Genomic DNA, 19,068 nt, shown 5'->3' with positions numbered 1-19,068 from the left:
AATGGCGAAATACATCTTCATAACGGGTGGCGTGGTATCAAGTCTGGGCAAGGGCATCACATCGGCGAGTCTGGCGCTACTGCTCAAAAGCCGCGGTTACCGCGTGGCCATGCAGAAGCTCGACCCCTATTTGAATGTCGACCCCGGGACCATGTCGCCATATCAGCATGGCGAGGTTTTTGTGACGGACGACGGCACGGAAACCGACCTGGACCTCGGGCATTACGAGCGCTTCGCCGGCGTGAGCTGCGGGCGGCACAGCAACTACACCAGCGGGCGGATCTACAGCAATGTGATTGCCCGCGAACGCGCCGGCGGTTATCTTGGCGCGACGGTGCAGGTCATTCCTCATATCACCGACGAGATCAAGCTGGCGATGCGTTCGGCGGCCGCTGATGACATCGACATCGTGATCTGCGAGATCGGCGGCACGGCCGGCGACATCGAGTCGCAGCCTTTCCTGGAGGCCGCGCGGCAGTTCAAGCTGGAGGCCGGCGCGGGCAACGCCTTGTTCATTCATCTGACGCTGGTGCCGTATTTGCGGGCGGCGGGCGAGCTCAAGACCAAGCCCAGTCAGCAGTCGGTGGGCATCCTGCGCAACATCGGTATCATGCCGGACGTGCTGGTTTGTCGGACGGAAGTCAGCATGGGCGCAGAGCATCGCCGCAAGATCGCGATGTTTTGCAATGTGCCGGAGGATCTGGTGATTGAGGAGAAGGACGTGGCCAACTCAATCTACGAAGTGCCGTCGGAACTGGCGGCGCAGCAGCTGGACATGAAAGTGCTTGAGTACCTGCGGCTGCCGGTGCATGAGATTCATCACAGCGATTGGGACGGCGTGTTGCAGCGGGTGCTGCATCCGCGCCGTCGTTGTCGCATCGCGCTGGTGGGCAAGTACGTCGAATGCCGCGACGCCTACAAGAGCGTCTATGAGGCGCTGAGCCACGCCGGCATCGCCTCGTATGCGAAAGTCGAGGTGGAGATGATTGAGGCCGAGGAGCTCGCCGGTGGCTGCGAGCGGCTGGGCGCAGTCGATGGTGTGATCGTGCCGGGCGGCTTTGGCCAGCGTGGCGTGGAATGCAAACTGGCGGCCGTGCGCTACGCGCGGGAAAATGGCGTGCCCCTGTTGGGCATCTGCTTGGGCATGCAGTGCATCGTCATCGAGTATGCGCGCAATGTCCTGGGCTGGGAGGACGCCGACAGCACGGAGTTCAACGAAGCGACGACGCATCCAGTGATCGATCTCCTGCCGGAGCAGCGGGGCGTCACCGCCAAGGGCGGGACCATGCGGCTAGGGGCCTACCCGTGCCTGCTGCGGCCGAACACGGTCAGCGCCAGCTGCTACGGGGAGGAAGAAATCTCCGAGCGGCATCGCCATCGTTATGAGTTCAACAATCTATTCCGCGAGGACTTGAGCAACGCCGGTCTGGTGATAGCCGGCGTGAGCCGCGACCAGCGCCTGGTGGAGATCGTGGAATTGCCGGGCCGGCCCTTTTTTGTCGGCTGCCAGTTTCATCCGGAGTTCAAATCGCGGCCGATTGCGGCGCATCCGTTGTTCCAGGGACTGGTGACGGCGGCGCTGGAGCGGCATTATGCCGATAGAGGAGCAAATAGGGAGACAGTACATGCCAAAGCGCAATGATATCAGGAAGATCATGCTGATCGGCTCGGGGCCGGTGGTGATCGGCCAGGGCTGCGAATTCGACTATTCTGGCGTGCAGGCCTGCAAAGTCCTCCGCCAGGAGGGCTTCGAGCTCGTGCTGGTCAACAGCAATCCGGCGACGATTATGACTGATCCGGAGTTCGCGGACCGCACCTACATTGAGCCCTTAACCGTGGAGTCCCTGCATGAGATCATCCGTCGCGAACGGCCGGACGCGCTGTTGCCGACGCTCGGCGGTCAGACCGCGCTCAATCTGGCCATGGAACTGGCCGAGAGCGGCATCCTCAAGCGCTACCAGGTCGAGCTGATCGGCGCGAATGCCGACGTCATCCGCCGCGCCGAAGACCGGCAGCTATTCAAGAGCGCGATGACGGAGATCGGCTTGGAAACGACGCGGTCGGCATCGGCCCACAGCTTGGATGAGGCGCGGGCGATTGCGCAGACGATTGGCAGCTGGCCGCTGATCATTCGCCCGGGTTTCACGCTGGGTGGCTCCGGTGGCGGCATCGCGTACAATGACGAGGAATTTGTGGCGATCGTGCAGCGGGGGCTGGCGGCCAGCCGCAACCGGGAGGTGCTCGTTGAAGAATCGTTGATCGGCTGGAAAGAGTTTGAGATGGAGGTCATCCGGGACAAGAACAACACCTCGGTGATTGTGTGTTCCATTGAGAATATCGACCCCATGGGCGTGCATACCGGCGATTCCATCACGGTGGCGCCGGCGCTGACCCTCAGCGACCGCGAGTACCAGGCGATGCGCGACGACAGCCTGCGGGTGATGGCCGCCATCGGCGTGGAAACCGGCGGCTCCAATGTGCAGTGGGCGATCAATCCCGACAATGGCCGGCGCATCATCGTCGAGATGAATCCCCGCGTGTCGCGTTCCAGCGCGCTGGCCAGCAAAGCCACGGGTTTCCCCGTTGCCAAGATCGCCGCGCTGCTGGCGGTGGGCTACACTCTTGACGAACTGCGCAACGACATCACTTGCAGTACGCCGGCCTGCTTCGAACCCGCACTGGACTACGTGGTCGTCAAAGTGCCACGCTTTACCTTCGAGAAATTTCCTGCGGCGGACAGCACGCTGGGCACGCAGATGAAGTCGGTGGGCGAGGCGATGGCCATTGGCCGCAATTTCCAGCAGGCGTTGCAGAAGGCCCTGCGTTCACTGGAGACGGGCCGTTTTGGGTTTGGCGCCGACGGCAAGGACGGCCGTTACGAGGCCTACGACGACGCGACGCTGGCGGCTGAGCTGGAACGGCCGCATGCCGAGCGGCTCTTCGTGCTGCGGGCGGCCCTGCGCCGCGGGTGGACGGTGGAGACACTGTACAGTTTGACGCGCATCGACAAGTTCTTCCTGCGCAAGATGGCCGAGCTCGTGCACTTCGAGAGCGAGTTCACGGACGCCCCGGCGCAGCTCTTGCGGGCGAAGCATTTGGGTTATTCCGACCGGCAGCTGGCCTACCTGCTGGGCAGTACGGAGCAGGCCGTGCGGCAGCGGCGCAAGGACTTGGGTATTCTGCCGGTGTACGGCACGGTCGATACCTGCGCCGGTGAATTCACCGCGCCGACGCCGTATTACTACTCGACGTACGGCGAGGCTGACGAGCCCGTGAAGGACTCGCAGGGCAAGCCGCGCATCATGATTCTTGGCGGTGGGCCAAACCGCATTGGCCAGGGCCTGGAGTTCGACTACTGCTGCTGCCATGCGGCATTCGCCTTGCGTGCCCACGGCTACGAGACCATCATGGTCAACAGCAATCCCGAAACGGTCTCGACCGACTACGACACCAGCGACAAGCTGTACTTTGAGCCGCTCACGCTGGAGGACGTGCTCAATATCTACGAACGCGAGCAATGCGCGGGCGTCATCGTGCAGTTCGGCGGTCAGACGCCGCTGAATCTGGCCAAGGGCCTGCAGGCGGCCGGCGCGACCATCATCGGCACTAGTCCGGAAGACATTGACGCTGCCGAGGACCGCGATTTTTTCAAGCAGCTGGCAGATCGCCTGAAGATCACGCAGCCGCCCAGCGGCATTGCGCGCAATACCGACGAGGCGGTGGCGATCGCCGAGCGCATTGGCTATCCCGTGCTAGTGCGGCCGTCTTTCGTGCTCGGCGGGCGGGCGATGGTCATCGTCTACAACGAGAAGTATCTGCGCCGTTACATGGCCGAGGCCGAGTCGGTTTCCGAAGGGCGACCGATCCTGGTGGATCATTTTCTGGAGAACGCCGTTGAGCTGGACGTGGACTGCATTTCGGATGGCACGACGACGGTGCTGGGGGCGATCATGGAGCACGTCGAGTTGGCGGGCATCCACTCGGGCGACTCTGCCTGCTCGATACCGCCGCGGAGTCTGTCGCCGGCGATCATTGAGCGGGTGCGGCGGCACTCCCACGATCTGGCGCGGGAGTTGCACGTCCGCGGGCTGATCAATATCCAGTATGCGGTTCAGGACGGCGAGGTGTACATCCTCGAAGTCAATCCACGGGCGTCGCGGACAGTGCCCTTTGCGAGCAAGTCGATCGGCGTGCCGCTGGCCAAGCTGGCGTCGCTGTGCATGGTCGGCAAAAAGCTCAAAGACCTGCGTTTCACCAAAGAAGTGCAGATTCCATACACGACCTTTAAGGAAGCCGTGTTTCCCTTCGTGAAATTCCCCGGCGTGGACATCGTGTTGTCGCCGGAGATGAAGTCCACGGGCGAGGTGATGGGCATTGATTACAGCGTGGGCGCGGCCTACATGAAGAGCCAAGAGGCCGCTGGCAATGCGCTGCCTGCGGGAGGCGGTGTCTTCGTGTCGTTGCGCGACCTCGACAAAGCGCCGGCGCTGCCGGTGATTCGCGAGCTCGTGAAGCTCGGCTACACCATCTATGCGACGCGCGGCACGGCGACCATGCTCTACAACGCCGGCATCCAGTGCGAAGCCGTTTTCCGCATCAGCGAGGGCCGGCCCAATCTGCTCGATCTGCTGAGTGAAAAACGCGTGAACTGGATTGTCAACACGCCGGAGACCGGCGCGGCCGCTATGGTTGACGAGATCCGCATGCGCTCCGGCGCCGTCGCCGCCGGCACGCCCATCACCACCACGCTGTCGGCCTTCACTGTGGCCCTGGAAGGCCTCACCAATTCAAGCATCGACGCCGGCCGCATGACGGTCTGCAGCTTGCAAGAATACCACCGGCATCTCTTCGGCCGCGAACGGCCGATGATCTAAAGACTGCTGCTCTTCGTGGACGTATGGGACGTATGGGACGTATGGGACGTATGGGACGTATAGGACGTATAGGACGTATAGGACGTATAGGACGTATAGGACGTATAGGACGTATAGGACGTATAGGACGTATAGGACGTAGAGGTCGTATAGGACGTATAGGACGTATAGGACGTATAGGACGTATAGGACGTATAGGACGTATAGGACGTATAGGACGGCGTGGTCGGCGTGGACGGCGTGGTCGGCGTGGTCGGCTGATTGGCCAAGTTCGGCCCGGAGGGCCGTACCATGCATAACCCGGGGTGAGGCGCCCGGAGGGCGTCGCAACCCCGGGTTATGGCAATAACATAGGATTGCGCCCGGAGGGCGCCACATTGGCTTGCCACGTTGCATCGCATTGCTCTGGCAAGGAGCGTGCCGTGCAGCCGAGGTCTACCGCCGGCCGGATTTCCGGCTGGACGCAAAAAAAGCCCGTTGGTGGCCGGCGCTGGTGGCGGCCATGGAGTAAATTATTGACTTTTCCGACTGCGGCGCGCAAATGACGTCTCGGCGGCTAGGATTGACGGCAGGGTGAAAGGACGACAATGGCTTTGCAGAACGAGACGATCGTCGTATTGGACTACGGTTCTCAATACAGCCAGTTGATTGCGCGGCGGGTGCGCGAATGCCATGTGTACAGCAAAGTGATACCCTTTGCGACCACGGCGGCGCAGCTGCGCGACGAGGCACCGGCGGGCATCATCCTGTCCGGCGGGCCGGCCAGTGTCTATGAGGACGGCGCACCGCAGCTTGATCCGGCGATCCTTGCGCTGGGCATACCGGTGCTGGGCATCTGTTACGGCATGCAGCTGATGGTGCAGACCCTTGGTGGCAAGGTTGTTCCCGGCAGCGCCCGTGAGTACGGCCGCGCGGATATGACTGTGGTCGAGCCGGGCCGGCTCTTCGCGGGCGTCAAGGCGGACCTGCGCGTGTGGATGAGCCACGGCGACAAAGTCTCCGCGCTGCCCGACGGCAGCCGAGTGCTCGCCCGCACCCATAATACCGAATACGCCGCCGCACAGATCGGCGACAAGGACATCTACGGCATACAGTTCCACCCGGAAGTCGTCCATAGCGAATGCGGCAGCCAGATCATCGCCAATTTCTGCCTGAAGATCTGCGGCTGCAGTGGCGCCTGGACTATGGCGTCCTTCATCGCCCGGAGCATTGAGGACATCCGTTCGCGCGTTGGTGATGACGAGGTGATCCTGGGCCTCTCCGGCGGCGTCGATTCGTCCGTCGCGGCGGCGCTCCTCCATCGCGCCATCGGCAAACAGCTGACCTGCATCTTCGTGGACAATGGCCTCCTGCGTAAAAATGAGGCCACCAGCGTCCAAAAACTCTTTGGCGAGAATTTCCAGATGAATTTGCGGACGGTCGATGCTGCCGAGCGCTTTCTCAGCCAGCTGGTCGACATTGAAGAGCCCGAGCAGAAGCGGAAAATCATCGGCCGGGTCTTTGTGGACGTGTTTGCCGATGCCGCCCGCGATATGCGTCGGGCGCGCTTCCTGGCACAGGGCACGACCTACCCGGACGTCATTGAAAGTGCGTCCATCAATGGCAATCCCTCCGCCATGATCAAGAGCCACCACAATGTGGGCGGGTTGCCGCCGGACCTCAAATTCCTGCTGTTGGAGCCGCTAGCGCAGCTGTTCAAAGACGAAGTGCGGGAAGTGGGACGGCAGCTCGGTCTGCCGCAGTCGGTGGTCGATCGCCAGCCCTTTCCGGGGCCCGGTCTCGGCGTGCGGCATCTCGGGCCGGTCACGAAAAAGACGCTGGATATCCTGCGCGAGGCCGACGCCGTCATGGTCGAGGAAATCAAGGCTGCTGGCCTCTATTATCACAAGCTCTGGCAGGCCTTCGCCATATTCATCCCCATGCGGACAGTGGGCGTCATGGGCGATCTGCGCACTTACGAGTACATCATCGCGCTACGCGCGGTGGAAAGTACCGACGGCATGACCGCCGACTGGGCGGACCTCCCTCACGACCTCCTCCAACGCATCTCCAGCCGCATCATCAACGAAGTGCGCGGCGTCAATCGCGTGGTCTATGACGTCACCAGCAAGCCGCCGGGCACCATTGAGTGGGAATAAACATCCCAGCGGCTGAAATGAAAAAGCGCGGGCGTTTTTCCAGTGGGAAGAACGCCCGCGCTGAGTTTTAGCGCTGATTGACGCTGAGTTAGCGCTTAGTTGACGCTGGCTCAGAACTCTTCGCGATGGAGTTCGAAGTAGGCGCGGGTGTGTTTGCAGACGGGGCAGATTTCCGGCGCTTTGGCGCAGCAGACGATGTGGCCGCAGTTCCGGCAAATCCAGTATTTCTTCTCTTCCTTCACAAAGACCTTGCCGGCTTCAACATTGGCCAGGAGGGTCTTGTAGCGCTCTTCGTGGCGTTTTTCAATCTCAGCGACCTTGGTGAAGAGGGCGGCGATTTCGGTGAAGCCTTCTTCCTTGGCGACATCGGCGAAGCCCTTGTACATCTCGGTCCACTCGTAGTGCTCGCCGGCGGCGGCTTCTTTGAGGTTCTTGGCGGTGTCGCCAATGCCGTCGAGCAGCTTGAACCAGATTTTCGCGTGTTCCTTTTCGTTGCCGGCGGTTTCTTCGAAGACGGCGGCGATCTGCTCGTAGCCTTCTTTGCGGGCGGCGCTGGCGAAGTAGGTGTATTTGTTGCGGGCCTGGGATTCGCCAGCGAATGCTTCCTGGAGGTTCTTTTCGGTTCTGCTACCTTTGAGCTCGGCCATGGTCGTCTCTCCTTGACTGTAGTGGGTTGGGGTCTGGGGGGAAAAGCACGCGGCGCAAGTCCGCGGTTGCCTAAAAACAGTAATGGTTCTTATTATGATGGTGCTAAGTCTTTTTTCAAGTTCAGAAGCTATATTTCGCGCTCAGCTTGTACTAAAATACGGGGGCTCTGACAAATGACAAACGAAATCGTGGCGGCAACGGGCAATAAGCACAAAATTGCGGAAATCCAAGCGATATTGGCCCCGCTGGGGCTGCGAGTGCTTAGCGCCAATGACGTCGGCGGTATGCCCGACGTGGTTGAGGATGGCGAGACTTTCCGCGACAACGCGGTCAAGAAAGCCCTTGCCGGCGCTCGGGCGCTGGGGCGGACGGTCCTGGCGGACGATTCGGGGCTGGAGGTCGTCGCCCTCCATGGCGCACCCGGGGTCTATTCGGCGCGCTACGCCGGCGAAGGTGGCAACGATGGTCGCAATCTGAGCAAGCTGCTGCGGGAAATGACGGACATCACGGACCGCCGGGCGCGCTTTGTCGCCGTCATTGCCGTGGCGACGCCGGAGGGGCTGGTCGGCACGGCAGAAGGCGAAGTGCGCGGCATCATCGCGACGGCGCCGCGCGGGCAGGGCGGTTTTGGCTACGACCCAGTATTCGTGCCCGAGGGAGAGGTGGAGACTTTCGCGGAATTGCCGGCGGCAGTGAAAAACGCCATGAGCCATCGCGGCAACGCCCTCAAAGCCGCCGTGGCGGCGGGGCTGTTTAGGTAGGGGCCGTCCGAAATGCATAGGTAGGTTTTGCGAGGGGGAGGAAAGGAGCATTGCTCCTTTCCTCCCCCTCGCGCTCCCCCACCTATCCCTTTTCGGCCCAGCGCCTTGCGGCAAACGCGAAGCGTTTGCCGCAAGGCGCTGGGCGTCAGCAGCTGAGGGCTCGGACCGGTCTTTTGACCGCTGTTTTCGCAGAAGTCATGGCTATTTTGTGGCTAATGAAAGGCCGAAAGCACGCTTATGGCAGGCAAATATAGTTTTCGGATGACCTCTAGGTAGGCGGCCGGGCCGGCCACTGATCAAATCGTCGATCCGACTGATCAAGTCGTCGATCAGTCGAATCGGGCTGCTTTTGCGCGAGTGCCGTAGTCTGCATTTCTTTGTTTCGGCGTGGTGATACAACGGTGGCGGGGTATATTAGGGCGATTGTTCTGGCCGTTGTGTGGTCAGGGCGCAAGAGAGTCGCCAACGAGAGAAGAGACAGGCAATATGAATGATCTTCTGCTGAAAGATTTTGTGGACCGCCGGGCGATGGAGCGTATCCAGCTTGAGCGGATGCAGGACACCCTTCGTCGCGTGTACGACAACGTGGCCTTTTATCGTCGGGCTTTTGACGCAGCCGGGGTGAAGCCCGAGGATTTGCGGAGCCTGGCTGATTTGTGCAAGTTTCCCTTTACAGAGAAGACTGATCTGCGCGATCATTATCCCTTTGGTTTGCTGGCGACGGATCAGAAGAACGTGGTGCGCATTCACGCGTCGAGCGGCACCACGGGCAAACCGACGGTAGTCTGCTATACGCATGACGACATTCAGATTTGGTCGGAGACCATGTGCCGGACGCTGCAGCTTGGCGGTTGCACGGAGCACGACATCGTCCAGAACAGCTATGGCTACGGGTTGTTTACAGGCGGTCTTGGCGCGCATTACGGCGCGGAACGCCTGGGCTGTTCGGTCATCCCCATGGGTGGCGGTGCCACCGAAAAGCAGCTGTTGTTGATCCGCGATTTTGGGACGACGGCGATTTGCTGCACGCCGTCGTTTTTCATCCACATGATTGAAGAAGCCGAGAAGATCGGCATGGATTTTCGGCAGACCAAGCTGCGTATCGGCTTTTTTGGCGCGGAGCCGTGGACGGACGCGATGCGGCGCCTGATTGAGGAGAAATCCGGCATCAAGGCCTTTGACATCTTTGGCTTGTCGGAAGTGATTGGGCCGGGCGTGTCGGCGGACTGCGAAGCGCATTGCGGCCTGCACGTTTTTGAGGACCACTACTACCCGGAGATTGTCGACAGCGTGACGGGTGAGGTGTTGCCTCCCGGTGAGGAGGGCGAGCTGGTCTTCACGACGATTACCAAGCAGGCCATGCCGGTGATTCGTTACCGCACGCATGACATTTCCCGGCTGAATTACGAAAAATGCGCCTGCGGGCGGACGATTGTGCGTATGGACAAGGTGCAGCGGCGCAGCGACGATATGCTGATTATTCGCGGCGTAAATCTTTTCCCGTCGCAGGTTGAGAGTGTATTGTTAACCGTGAAGGGCGTTGAGCCGCATTATCAGCTGGTGGTGACGCGCGAGGGCGCGATGGACGAGCTGGAGATCCGGGTCGAGGTCACGCAGCAGATCTTTTCGGACGCCGTTGGCGGCCTGGAGATGTTGCGCGAGCGCATTTCCTCCAGGATCAAGGAGATCATTGGCCTAAGCGCCAAGATTACGTTGGTGGAGCCCGGGACGATTGAGCGCAGCATGGGCAAGGCCCGGCGAGTGCAGGACCTGCGCAAACTGAAATGAGCATGGAAGTAGACGTTGTCATCAGTGTGCAGGGCGCAATAGAGGAGAAGTAAGCATGGCTATCAGACAGTTGTCCATTTTTCTGGAAAATCGTGTTGGTCGTCTGGCGTCGGTCGCGAAGGCCCTTGGCGATGCGGGGATCAACATCCGCGGCTTGTCGGTCGCGGACACGAAGGATTTTGGTATTTTGCGCTTGATTGTCGATGACGTGGTTGCGGCGGAGAACGTGCTGCGTTCGCATGACACGGTGTGCCAGATCAACGACGTGACGGCGGTGGATGTGGACAATCAGCCCGGCGGGCTGGCGAAGGTCCTAACGGCCCTGAACGAGGCTGCAGTGAATGTGGAGTACATGTACGCGATTGCCGAACCCAAGGGCGTGCGGCCGGTGATGATTTTCCGTTTCGGAGATGCGAAAGACGCTGCGATGGCGGCCTTGCAGAAGGCCGGGGTGCATCTGTACGACGAACAAGACTTGCTGGGTAAGTGACGGTATCGGGCCGGCCGGCTGCAGTGTGCGCCTTAGACCGCCCGTACTGACAATGTGATGAAATGACGAGCCCGCCGCGGGATTTCTGCCGGCGGGCTTTATGTAAAGAAGGCGGGGTGCGAAATATGGTGACGTGGCGCGGGGTCCTGTGGAGTGTTGCGATCGGCGTGCTGCTGTTAGGCGGCAGCGACTGTCGGCACTGCCCGTTGCAGTCGGCAGCGGCGGTACAGCCGCCGGCGTTGCTGGCCTTGCCTGCCGCGAAGGCCGGCGTGGTGGCCTATTACGAGCAGGGCCAGTACGAGCGCGAGGTCGCCAAAGTGATGGCCGAGGCGATGGCGCTCTTGCCGGAGACTGCCGTGCAGGACGGCAAGCGCCTGGCGGTGGTGCTGGACATCGACGAGACGGCGTTGTCCACTTACGAATATCAGAAAGGCATGGGCTTTGGTCATTACGGCAAGGCCTGGCATCAGTGGATTGAGATGCGGCGGGCGACGGCGATTGCGCCGGTGCTGGCCTTCTACCAGGCGGCCCGTGCGCGCGGTCTGGCCCTGTTCTTCGTCACCGGCCGGCGGGAAAAAAGCCGGGCGGCCACGGAAGACAATTTGCGGCAGGTCGGTTATGACGGCTGGGAGAAGCTCTATATGAAGGCCGACGACTACCGCGAGCCGTCCGTACAGCCATTCAAACAGCGTTGTCGCGAAGAGATCGAGGCTGCGGACTACGTGATCTGGCTGAATATCGGCGACCAGCGCAGCGACTTGGACGGCGGGCACGCCCGCCATGGCATCGAGTTACCCAATTTGATCTACACGGTGGAGTGACATGACGGGCATCATCAGCGGCTTGTTGTCCGCAGTTTTCTTGGCCTTGGCGTATGTGTTTTCGGGTGTGGCGGTGCGGCATTGCCGGCAGGCCGGCCCGGTGACGATTTTAGCTTTGGCGCACGTCATGATGGGTCTGTTGTCGCTGGTGGGCCTGGCGTTTATGTGGACGCCGCTGGTGTGGACGGCGCTGCCGGACTACATCGGTCCGCTGGTCGGGGTGATGGTGTTTTATCTCTGCGGGCAGGGCGGTCTGCTTTGTGCGCAGAAGACGATTGATTCGTCGCGCATTGTGCCGCTGTTGGGGCTGAAGCTGGTGGTGCTGGCGCTGCTCAATCTGCTGATCTTGCGCACCGAGAGTTACGGTGCGCTGCAGTGGTTGGGGATAGCCCTGACCTTGTTGTCAGCGGCGTTGCTGAATCGGGCGGGCCGGCGCATCCCGCTGCGGGGCCTGCTGCTGGTGGTGTGGACCTGCGTGGGCTACGCCCTGTCGGACACCTACATCGTGCAGCTCGTGCCGCAGTTTCATGCCCATGGCATGGAGGGGCTGGTTAGGCCGGCGCTACTGTCGGCCTTCTTGGCCTACATCCTGTGTGGGATTGTCAGCCTGGCGATGTTGCCCTTTTTGCCGCGGCAGCCGCTGGCGGTGTGGAAGAAAGTGTCGCCCTTCGCCTTTTTCTGGCTGCTGGCCATCCTGTTTCTCTTCACCTGCTTTGCCGATCTGGGCACCGTGAATGGCAATATCATTCAAAGCACGCGCGGCTTGCTGGCCATTGGCCTGGGCGCCATGTTGGCCAAAGCGGGGTATACCGAACTGGAAGAGCGCGTGGATGCTGCCGTCATGGCGCGACGCGTTCTCGCCGGCGTGCTGATGGTCCTGGCGATTGTCTGCTACAACTGGGGACGCTGGTAGGTCGCTAACGCGCTCAGCCGCCGCCCTGCTTGATGGCAGCCATGATGGTGTCCATGCTGATGGGGCCGGGGCGGAGGATGTTCGGTGGATCAGTAAGCAGGGACAGCACGGTGGACGCTGCGCCGGCGGTGACCGTGACGATGCCGCCATCCACGAGCAGGTCCGGCTCGCCGTCGAGGCCCTTGACGGCATCGTCGGCATTGACTGCCGGCGGCTTGCCACTGAGGTTGGCGCTGGTCGCCGCCAGCGGTTCGCCGAGTTCCTGCAGGACCGCCAGGATAAAGGGGTGGGCGGGAATACGCAGGCCGATGCTGTCGTTGTTTTGGGCTGGCGCGACCACGGTGAGCGCACCGGGCCAGAAAGCCGCCGCGATGGCCGGCAGAGCCGGGTGCGGCAGCAATCCCGCGCTTTCCGCGGCGGCGAGCGACGGCGCGAGCATCTGCAGGCGTTTGTCTGCCGGCCGGCGCTTCAGCTGGTAGATGCGCTCGCGGGCGGTTTGGTCGGACCAGCGCGCGAGCAGGCCGTAGACGGTCTCGGTGGGAGCGACGACAACACCGCCATCGCGGAGGATGCGGACGGCGTCGCCGACGGCTCTGGGGTGTTGTTCGCGGAGGCGGTTCATAGTGGGACGGGGCCCCCTTCGTGGATCAGAGCTGCAGCATGTGCTCGGCCAGCGTTTTCGCATAGCTGAACTTGGCCAGACGAATGGGCATGGGGCAGCAGTTTTCGCCGGGTACTTCGAAGTTGAAGAGGCCGGAGTAGCCGACTTCGCGGAGGGCCGGCATGACTTTCAGCCATGGCACGGTGCCGCGGCCAAAGGGCAGCATGTGGTCGTCATTCTGGCCAAGGTTATCGGCGATGTGCAGGGCCTGGAGATGGGAACCGGCTTCGCGGATGAAGGCCGGGACATCGACCTGGCGGGCGTTGGCGTGGCCCGTGTCCAGGCAGATGCCGACATTGGGGCGCTTGATTTCATTGATGATGGCGAGTAGCTCGGAGCATTGCCGGGTGCCGTCCATGAACAGATTTTCCAGGCAGATGTTCAAGCCGCTGCCGGCGGCGAAATCGGCGACGGTGGCGACGGCCTGGCAGCGGCGCTGGAAGACCTGGTTCATGTCGCGGCCCTTGGCGATCATGGCCTGGCCACCGCAGTGGAGGACGCCGGCCTTGATGCCGATGGCCGCAAAGAGCTCCACCCAGTTTTTCATGGTGTCCATCATGGCGGCGAAGGCGCTGTCGTCTTCGGGAGCGATGTCGGCGATGCTGCGGCCTTCCATGTCTTCTGGGCGGATGCCCTTGGTGGCCAGGAGGAAATGGCCTTGGGGGAAAGACATCCCGAGATCGGCGGCGAAGCGTCGGAAGTCCTTGCCGGCGGCGGCGGGTTTGCCGCGTTTGAGGATGTCGTGGGCGTGTTCATCGCTGAGTTCGCTGGTCTGCCAGCCGTACTTGGCGTAGGTCTTGACCATGTCGTCGGGGAGCAATTCGATGAGGTAGCTGGTCCACATTGAGGTCGCTAACATGACAGCAGTCCTTTGGTTCAGGCCGTTGGGGCATCCTGTGGCGCCGATGCATGGCGGAGCAGGACGGCGGATTCGAAATGGGCCGTGCGGGGAAACATGTCGAAGATGGCGCTTTTGACTGGCACGTAGAGGCCGTCCTGGCAGAGCAGGCGGAGGTCGCGCGCGAGCGTCGCCGGGTTGCACGAGACATAAACGATTTCAGCGACGGGGAATTTGCGCAGGGTGTCCATTACTTTGGGTTGGCAGCCTGTGCGCGGCGGGTCGAGGACGAGCAGGGTTTCGCGGGCATTGATGTGGGCGAGGACTGCCGGTAGCTGGCTTTCGGTGCTGCCGGTCTGGAAGCGGCATTTGAGCTGGCGGACCTCGTGATTGCGGGCGGCGGCGGCGATGGCCTGGTCGTCGCTCTCAATGAGGACGCGGTACTGGAAGCGGCTGCCCATGGCGATGGAGAAGGTGCCGACGCCGCTGTAGGCGTCAATCAGGCAGCGGGATGCGGAGTCTTTGGTCCAATCGGCGACGGTGCGTAGCAGCTCTTCGGCCACCGGCGGATTGACCTGCCAGAAACTGGCCAGAGGCACGCTGAACTCTTCGCCAGCGAGCTGCTCGCGCAGCCAGGGGATGTTCACGGGCGGCCGCCCGTAGAAAAAGTGGCTTTCGCCGCTGGAGGTAACGCGGAGGGTCAGCGGGTAGGGCTTGGGGCGCTTGGCATTCTGGCGGCCCCAGTCGCTGTTGACGGCTTTGGGAATGAGCTCGTTGAGACAGTCCTGCGCCAGTGGGCATTCTTTGATGATGAGGTAACTCTGGTTGTCACGCTGGCAATAGCCGTAGCTGACAAAGGCTTGGCCGCGATTGCTGACTTTACGGATGGACTCCAGCCGCATTTTGTTGCGGTAGCCGTAAGGCTGCGGAGCCGCCACGGCCGGCGCCGGCGCCGGAAAATCCGCAAAATGGCCCAAGCGAGTGATGGTGTCGATGAATTGCTGGCGTTTGGCTGCTAACTCCGTTTCGTAGTCGAGGTGCTGATAGGCGCAGCCACCGCAGACACCGAAGTGCGGGCAGCGCGGCTCCGTGCGACCAGCGCCCGCCTGGATGATCTCACGCAGCTCGGCGCGATAGAAATTCCGCCTTTGCTCGGTGATATCAGCGGCGATGACATCGCCGATGGCGGTAAAGGGCACGAAGACCACGGGGCCTTCGTCAGTGCGGGCGACGCCGTCGCCGCCAAAAGCGATGGCAGATATCGACAGCGTGACACGTTGTCCGACAGTAAACATAGGAAACTCCAATCGACAGCTGGGATCGGGAATAGTCGTTGCGTAAAAGACTTAATATACCGCCGGGGGGGGATTGTGCCGGCAACGCGCGGGGAAAGGGCGGGGGGGCAAGACGGCACGCAGGGGGGGGGCTTACCGTTTCACGGCGGAGGAATATCAGCACTGCCGCGAGCAGTCGCGAGCAAGGCAGTCGGTCGGTCATTGATAATGGATGCCAGTAATTCCTCTTTCTGGCGCGGTGGGACGCGACGTACCTGGCCAATGTGGCGCCCTCCGGGCGCTATTCTATATTATTGTCCTACCCCGGGTTGCGGCGCCCTTCGGGCGCCTCACCCGGGGTTATGCATGGTGCGGCCCTTCGGGCCGAACTTGGCCGATCTGACATTGTATTGCCGCGAAGCGGCAGAAGCGCTGAAAGCGCGAAACATACCAGCCCAGGGCAAGCACGCTGAAAGCGTGCGCCGCCCTGGGTACAACGGCGACTATGTTCGTGTTCCTCGGCCCCTTTGGCCCCAGTCGGCGAAGCTGACTGGGGCCAAAGGGGCAATGGAACTCACTTGCTTGCCTGGGGTTGACGTCGGCGGCATGCCTGGCATCCAATATCAATGGCTGACCGATTACCGTACCGGACGGATCGTCGATTTGATCGGTCTGATCGGTCGGATCGGTCGGATCGGTCGGATCGGACGGTCCGCCCCTACGCGTTGCGGTGGTGGCAAAACGTTCTTGCCGAGCGTACATTTCAGGCAAACTCACGTTTGAGCCGTTTCCCGGGGGGGGTATACGATTTGGTTACTGGGCACTTGGAGAGCACATGAAGCGCATTCTTATCATCGGTTGCAGTGGCGCCGGGAAAACCACGCTGGCTTTGGCGTTGGGCCGGCGCCTGCATTTGCCGGTGCATCATCTTGATCAGCTCTGGTGGCAGCCCGGCTGGGTGCAGGACACTCGGGACAATTTTGATCGCAAGCTCGCCGAGCTTCTGCGCAGCGACTGTTGGGTGATTGACGGCGACTACAGTCGGACCGTCCGGGAACGGCTGCACTACGCCGACACGGTGATCTGGCTGGATTATCAGCGTCTGCGCTGCGTCGGACGCGTCTTGCGGCGGACAATTAGCCTCTATGGTCGCTCCCGTCCCGACATGCCCGATGGCTGTCCCGAACGCTTTGACTGGACCTTCCTGCGCTATGTCTGGAACTACAACCGGGACGCCCGGCCGAAGTTGGCGGCGGCGGTGGCCGGCTTCACGGGCAAGATTCTCGTCATGCGCACGCCGTCTCAGACGGCGGCGTGGCTGCGAGACCTAGCCCCCGCTGGTGAGTGAGGACACGCGATGGCGCGGATGGCTAGCAGTGCAAGTTGTTGTCAATAGCGCCGTTTGGCTGCTGCAGGCGACGTTGTGTCAGTTGTTGGCGAAGGAGTTGTGGTCTCGGGCCTGGTCAGCGAGTTCTCGGAGGGTAGCGTGGTGACGTGGGTGCAGCCAGTTGGGGAGCAGTTCGGCGGCGGGAAAGAGGCAGAAAGGGCGCGCGGTGAGGTCTGGTGCGGGAAGATCAAGGGAGCCGTCACAGACATCGCCGGCGATCAGCAGATCGAGATCGATGACAATGCGCGGAATGGCGTCCGTGGGCTGTTGACGCTGGCGGCCGAGGCGGTCTTCAATGGCCTTGAGTATCGCGATGATTTCGGTGGGCGTTCGGTCGCTATGCACGAGGGCGACGGCGTTGAGGTAATCGGGGCCGCGGCCATCCAGGGGTGCCGTACGCAGGACGTGTGAGAGACTTACCTCGCCAAAGGCGTCGCGCAGGGCCTGTTCGGCTTTGCCGATAGCGCGTTCGGGGTAGTCGTTGCTGCCGATGCCGATGAGTATGGGGGGCGGGTGGGCCATGTTTTTTTTAGGATGAAGGTGAATGTTGCGGTTGGTATGGAATGAAACAGCCGACAAGCTATTCCTAGAAACGGCTGTTTGCAAGGAGAAGGGGCCTGAGGCATGGGATGATCAGTTGAGTAGTGGGGGGAGGTTTTCTGACAGTTCACGCATGGGTGAAATGGGGCGCCAAGGCATTATGTGCCGATACCGGTTGGCAGAGCTGCTGATTGTTGGTTATTGTTGAGCGGCGAGGATGGGGCGACGATGGAGATTGTGATCAAGACTGGTGGTGGTGATGACGACAGCTAAGATATGCGTGCGGTGGCTGCTGCCGGCGCTGCTGTTGCTGCTCGCGACGGCGGTGTTTTGCTGGCGCTGGTCGGGACTGGAGGACCGGCCGATGCACCACGACGAAGCGAATCAGGCCGTGCGTTGCGGCGAGCTGCTTGCTGGGCGCGGCTATCGCTATGATCCGGAGGAACACCATGGGCCATCGTTGTATTACCTGAGCGTGCCCTGGTTGCGGTTGCAGGGCGTGACGACGCTGGCTGAGAGCTCGGAACGGCATTTCCGGCTCGTGCCTCTGCTCTTTGGCTGCCTGCTGATCATGCAGCTGCTGTGGTTGCGGCGCGGGCTAGGCGCGGTCGGCGTGGTGGCGGCGGCGCTGCTGCTGGGTTTCTCGCCGGTAATGGCGTATTACAGCCGCTATTACATACAGGAGGTGTTGCTGGTTTTTTTTGCGGGCGGGGCGCTGTGCTGCCTGTGGCGCTGGGTTGAGCAGCCGCGCTGGCCGTGGGCGGTGGGTGTCGGTGCTTTCTGGGGCCTCTGCCACGCCAGCAAGGAGACTTGGGTGATCAGTGCCGCCGCAATGGTATGCGGCGGCGTGTTGTTGTGGTGTTGCCAGCCAGCGTGGCGGCGTCGGGTATTGCTGGCGCGCGCGCTACGTCAGGCGCCTTGGGCCTTGCTGGCGCTGCTGGCGCTGAGCGCATTGTTGTACACGGCGGGTGGGCGCCATCCACGCGGACTATTGGACTCCGTGGTGGCCTATGGCGGCTATTTGCAGCGCGCTGGCGGGGGCGACCATAGCCAGCCGTGGACCTTCTACTTGGAGCGGCTTTTGTGGTATCGCGCTGGTCCGGGGCCGCGCTGGAGTGAATGGCCGGTGCTGGCGCTGGCGCTGTGCGCGTTGGCGGGGTTGTCTGGCTGCGGTCGCTGGCGCTCGCCGGTGGCCAGGCCACTGCTGTTGTATCTGGCGGTGTATGCGCTGGTGCAAGCGGTCACTTATTCACTGATAGCCTACAAAACGCCGTGGTGCGCGCTGGCCTTTTGGCATGGCTTCATTCTGCTGGCTGGCTGCGGCGTGGCGACGTTGTACGCGTGGTTGCGGCACTGGTACTGGCAGGTGCCCGGCATGCTGCTGTGCGCGTTGCTACTGTGGCCGCTGGCGGCGCAAACCCGTCGCGCGAATGGACGCTATGCGGCGGATCCGCGCAATCCCTACGCCTATGCACATACTCTGCCGGATGCGCGGCGATTGGCACAGCGCATTGACGCCGTGGCGGCTTGCGGGGTGCCGGCTCCCGGGGCGGCATCTGGCAGGGCTGATATTGCCGTGTTCAGTTCGGCCGAGGACGCCTGGCCCTTGCCTTGGTATCTGCGGCGTTATGACGCCGTGGGCTACTGGGCCGAGCCAGTCCCGGCGCTGGTGGCGGCGCGGCCGCACTTCATCGTCTGTTCAGTAGCATATGACGACGAGGTGGAAAAACTGATTGGCGCGGTCTATCAGCGTGAGCTTTATGGGTGGCGGCCCAATTGCTTCATGGTCTTGCGTGTGCGCCGAGACGCGTGGGACAAGTGGCTGGCACGGCAGCAGCGCTAGTAGCGGGGCGCGTCCATTTGCATCAGGGTGAGATGCATCATTGCCGGTTCTAGGGTGGCGCCCGCCGGGCGAAAATTAAGTTGAAGTCAAAC

15 protein-coding genes are annotated in these 19,068 nt (G+C 61.9%); 10 read left to right on the top strand and 5 right to left on the bottom strand.

Going from position 1 to position 19,068, the window contains the following annotated elements; translation table 11 throughout:
- Nucleotide 1 precedes the first annotated feature (1 nt).
- The 3 genes from pyrG (at nt 2) to guaA (ending at nt 7,012) form a co-directional block, all read left to right on the top strand.
- Nucleotides 2–1,642, top strand: a complete 1,641-nt coding sequence (pyrG, locus tag J3R75_RS03650; protein WP_307259980.1) for a CTP synthase — start codon at nt 2–4, stop codon at nt 1,640–1,642.
- Nucleotides 1,626–4,874, top strand: a complete 3,249-nt coding sequence (carB, locus tag J3R75_RS03645; protein ID WP_307259979.1) for a carbamoyl-phosphate synthase large subunit — start codon at nt 1,626–1,628, stop codon at nt 4,872–4,874. Before pyrG ends, carB begins: the two co-directional genes overlap by 17 nt.
- Nucleotides 4,875–5,461: 587 nt before the next feature.
- Entirely contained in the window at nt 5,462–7,012 is a 1,551-nt protein-coding gene (gene guaA / locus J3R75_RS03640) for a glutamine-hydrolyzing GMP synthase (protein WP_307259978.1), read from the top strand.
- Between the two features lie 110 nt (nt 7,013–7,122).
- Here the strand turns inward: guaA and rbr are convergent, their stop codons facing one another.
- Nucleotides 7,123–7,659, bottom strand: coding sequence for a rubrerythrin (gene rbr, locus J3R75_RS03635; RefSeq protein WP_307259977.1), 537 nt, complete (start codon nt 7,657–7,659; stop codon nt 7,123–7,125).
- A gap of 174 nt (nt 7,660–7,833) precedes the next feature.
- On the opposite strand from rbr, the gene rdgB reads away from it, so the two are divergent.
- The 5 genes from rdgB (at nt 7,834) to J3R75_RS03610 (ending at nt 12,433) form a co-directional block, all read left to right on the top strand.
- Nucleotides 7,834–8,421 (top strand): RdgB/HAM1 family non-canonical purine NTP pyrophosphatase, encoded by a 588-nt coding sequence (gene rdgB / locus J3R75_RS03630; protein ID WP_307259976.1) that lies wholly within the window; start codon nt 7,834–7,836, stop codon nt 8,419–8,421.
- 486 nt (nt 8,422–8,907) lie between these two features.
- Entirely contained in the window at nt 8,908–10,209 is a 1,302-nt protein-coding gene (locus tag J3R75_RS03625; protein WP_307259975.1) for a phenylacetate--CoA ligase family protein, read from the top strand.
- 55 nt (nt 10,210–10,264) lie between these two features.
- Nucleotides 10,265–10,699 carry an ACT domain-containing protein gene (locus J3R75_RS03620; protein WP_307259974.1) on the top strand — a complete coding sequence of 145 codons (435 nt, stop codon included), beginning with the start codon at nt 10,265–10,267 and terminating at the stop codon, nt 10,697–10,699.
- Between the two features lie 125 nt (nt 10,700–10,824).
- Nucleotides 10,825–11,520: an HAD family acid phosphatase gene (locus tag J3R75_RS03615; RefSeq protein ID WP_307259973.1), complete on the top strand. Its 696-nt coding sequence runs from the start codon at nt 10,825–10,827 to the stop codon at nt 11,518–11,520.
- A 1-nt stretch (nt 11,521) separates the two neighbouring features.
- Entirely contained in the window at nt 11,522–12,433 is a 912-nt protein-coding gene (locus tag J3R75_RS03610; protein ID WP_307259972.1) for an EamA family transporter, read from the top strand.
- Between the two features lie 13 nt (nt 12,434–12,446).
- Here J3R75_RS03610 and J3R75_RS03605 read toward each other — a convergent pair whose 3' ends face one another.
- The 3 genes from J3R75_RS03605 to J3R75_RS03595 are packed head-to-tail and all read right to left on the bottom strand — an operon-like array spanning nt 12,447 to nt 15,227.
- A complete protein-coding gene (locus J3R75_RS03605; RefSeq protein ID WP_307259971.1) occupies nt 12,447–13,055 on the bottom strand; it encodes an L-threonylcarbamoyladenylate synthase in 609 nt (202 codons plus the stop codon).
- A gap of 25 nt (nt 13,056–13,080) precedes the next feature.
- Entirely contained in the window at nt 13,081–13,953 is an 873-nt protein-coding gene (locus J3R75_RS03600) for a sugar phosphate isomerase/epimerase family protein (protein WP_307259970.1), read from the bottom strand.
- A 17-nt stretch (nt 13,954–13,970) separates the two neighbouring features.
- The gene (locus J3R75_RS03595; protein ID WP_307259969.1) at nt 13,971–15,227 is read right to left on the bottom strand and encodes a class I SAM-dependent RNA methyltransferase; all 1,257 of its coding nucleotides are present in this window, start codon (nt 15,225–15,227) and stop codon (nt 13,971–13,973) included.
- Between the two features lie 814 nt (nt 15,228–16,041).
- Here J3R75_RS03595 and J3R75_RS03590 point away from each other — a divergent pair.
- Nucleotides 16,042–16,554: a P-loop NTPase family protein gene (locus tag J3R75_RS03590; protein ID WP_307259968.1), complete on the top strand. Its 513-nt coding sequence runs from the start codon at nt 16,042–16,044 to the stop codon at nt 16,552–16,554.
- 78 nt (nt 16,555–16,632) lie between these two features.
- On the opposite strand, the gene folK is transcribed toward J3R75_RS03590, so the two are convergent.
- On the bottom strand, nt 16,633–17,115 hold the full coding sequence (gene folK, locus J3R75_RS03585; protein WP_307259967.1) for a 2-amino-4-hydroxy-6-hydroxymethyldihydropteridine diphosphokinase: 483 nt from the start codon (nt 17,113–17,115) through the stop codon (nt 16,633–16,635).
- Between the two features lie 277 nt (nt 17,116–17,392).
- Between folK and J3R75_RS03580 the strand changes: the two genes are divergently transcribed.
- Nucleotides 17,393–18,976, top strand: coding sequence for a flippase activity-associated protein Agl23 (locus J3R75_RS03580; protein ID WP_307259965.1), 1,584 nt, complete (start codon nt 17,393–17,395; stop codon nt 18,974–18,976).
- Nucleotides 18,977–19,068 lie beyond the last annotated feature (92 nt).

Origin of the sequence: Oligosphaera ethanolica (assembly GCF_030814695.1) — a bacterium.
Lineage (GTDB): Bacteria > Verrucomicrobiota > Lentisphaeria > Oligosphaerales > Oligosphaeraceae > Oligosphaera > Oligosphaera ethanolica.
Note: the sequence above shows the minus strand (reverse complement) of the source record. Positions and strands in the feature narration are given on the sequence as shown.

Excerpts from the sequence above, each read along its gene's own strand:
- folK (WP_307259967.1), bottom strand. The coding sequence starts at position 17,115 with ATGGCCCACCCGCCCCCCATACTCATCGGCATCGGCAGCAACGACTAC.
- carB (WP_307259979.1), top strand. The coding sequence starts at position 1,626 with ATGCCAAAGCGCAATGATATCAGGAAGATCATGCTGATCGGCTCGGGG.
- J3R75_RS03580 (WP_307259965.1), top strand. The coding sequence starts at position 17,393 with ATGACGACAGCTAAGATATGCGTGCGGTGGCTGCTGCCGGCGCTGCTG.
- J3R75_RS03610 (WP_307259972.1), top strand. The coding sequence starts at position 11,522 with ATGACGGGCATCATCAGCGGCTTGTTGTCCGCAGTTTTCTTGGCCTTG.
- J3R75_RS03600 (WP_307259970.1), bottom strand. The coding sequence starts at position 13,953 with ATGTTAGCGACCTCAATGTGGACCAGCTACCTCATCGAATTGCTCCCC.
- J3R75_RS03615 (WP_307259973.1), top strand. The coding sequence starts at position 10,825 with ATGGTGACGTGGCGCGGGGTCCTGTGGAGTGTTGCGATCGGCGTGCTG.
- pyrG (WP_307259980.1), top strand. The coding sequence starts at position 2 with ATGGCGAAATACATCTTCATAACGGGTGGCGTGGTATCAAGTCTGGGC.
- rdgB (WP_307259976.1), top strand. The coding sequence starts at position 7,834 with ATGACAAACGAAATCGTGGCGGCAACGGGCAATAAGCACAAAATTGCG.
- J3R75_RS03590 (WP_307259968.1), top strand. The coding sequence starts at position 16,042 with ATGAAGCGCATTCTTATCATCGGTTGCAGTGGCGCCGGGAAAACCACG.
- J3R75_RS03595 (WP_307259969.1), bottom strand. The coding sequence starts at position 15,227 with ATGTTTACTGTCGGACAACGTGTCACGCTGTCGATATCTGCCATCGCT.
- J3R75_RS03605 (WP_307259971.1), bottom strand. The coding sequence starts at position 13,055 with ATGAACCGCCTCCGCGAACAACACCCCAGAGCCGTCGGCGACGCCGTC.
- guaA (WP_307259978.1), top strand. The coding sequence starts at position 5,462 with ATGGCTTTGCAGAACGAGACGATCGTCGTATTGGACTACGGTTCTCAA.
- J3R75_RS03620 (WP_307259974.1), top strand. The coding sequence starts at position 10,265 with ATGGCTATCAGACAGTTGTCCATTTTTCTGGAAAATCGTGTTGGTCGT.
- rbr (WP_307259977.1), bottom strand. The coding sequence starts at position 7,659 with ATGGCCGAGCTCAAAGGTAGCAGAACCGAAAAGAACCTCCAGGAAGCA.
- J3R75_RS03625 (WP_307259975.1), top strand. The coding sequence starts at position 8,908 with ATGAATGATCTTCTGCTGAAAGATTTTGTGGACCGCCGGGCGATGGAG.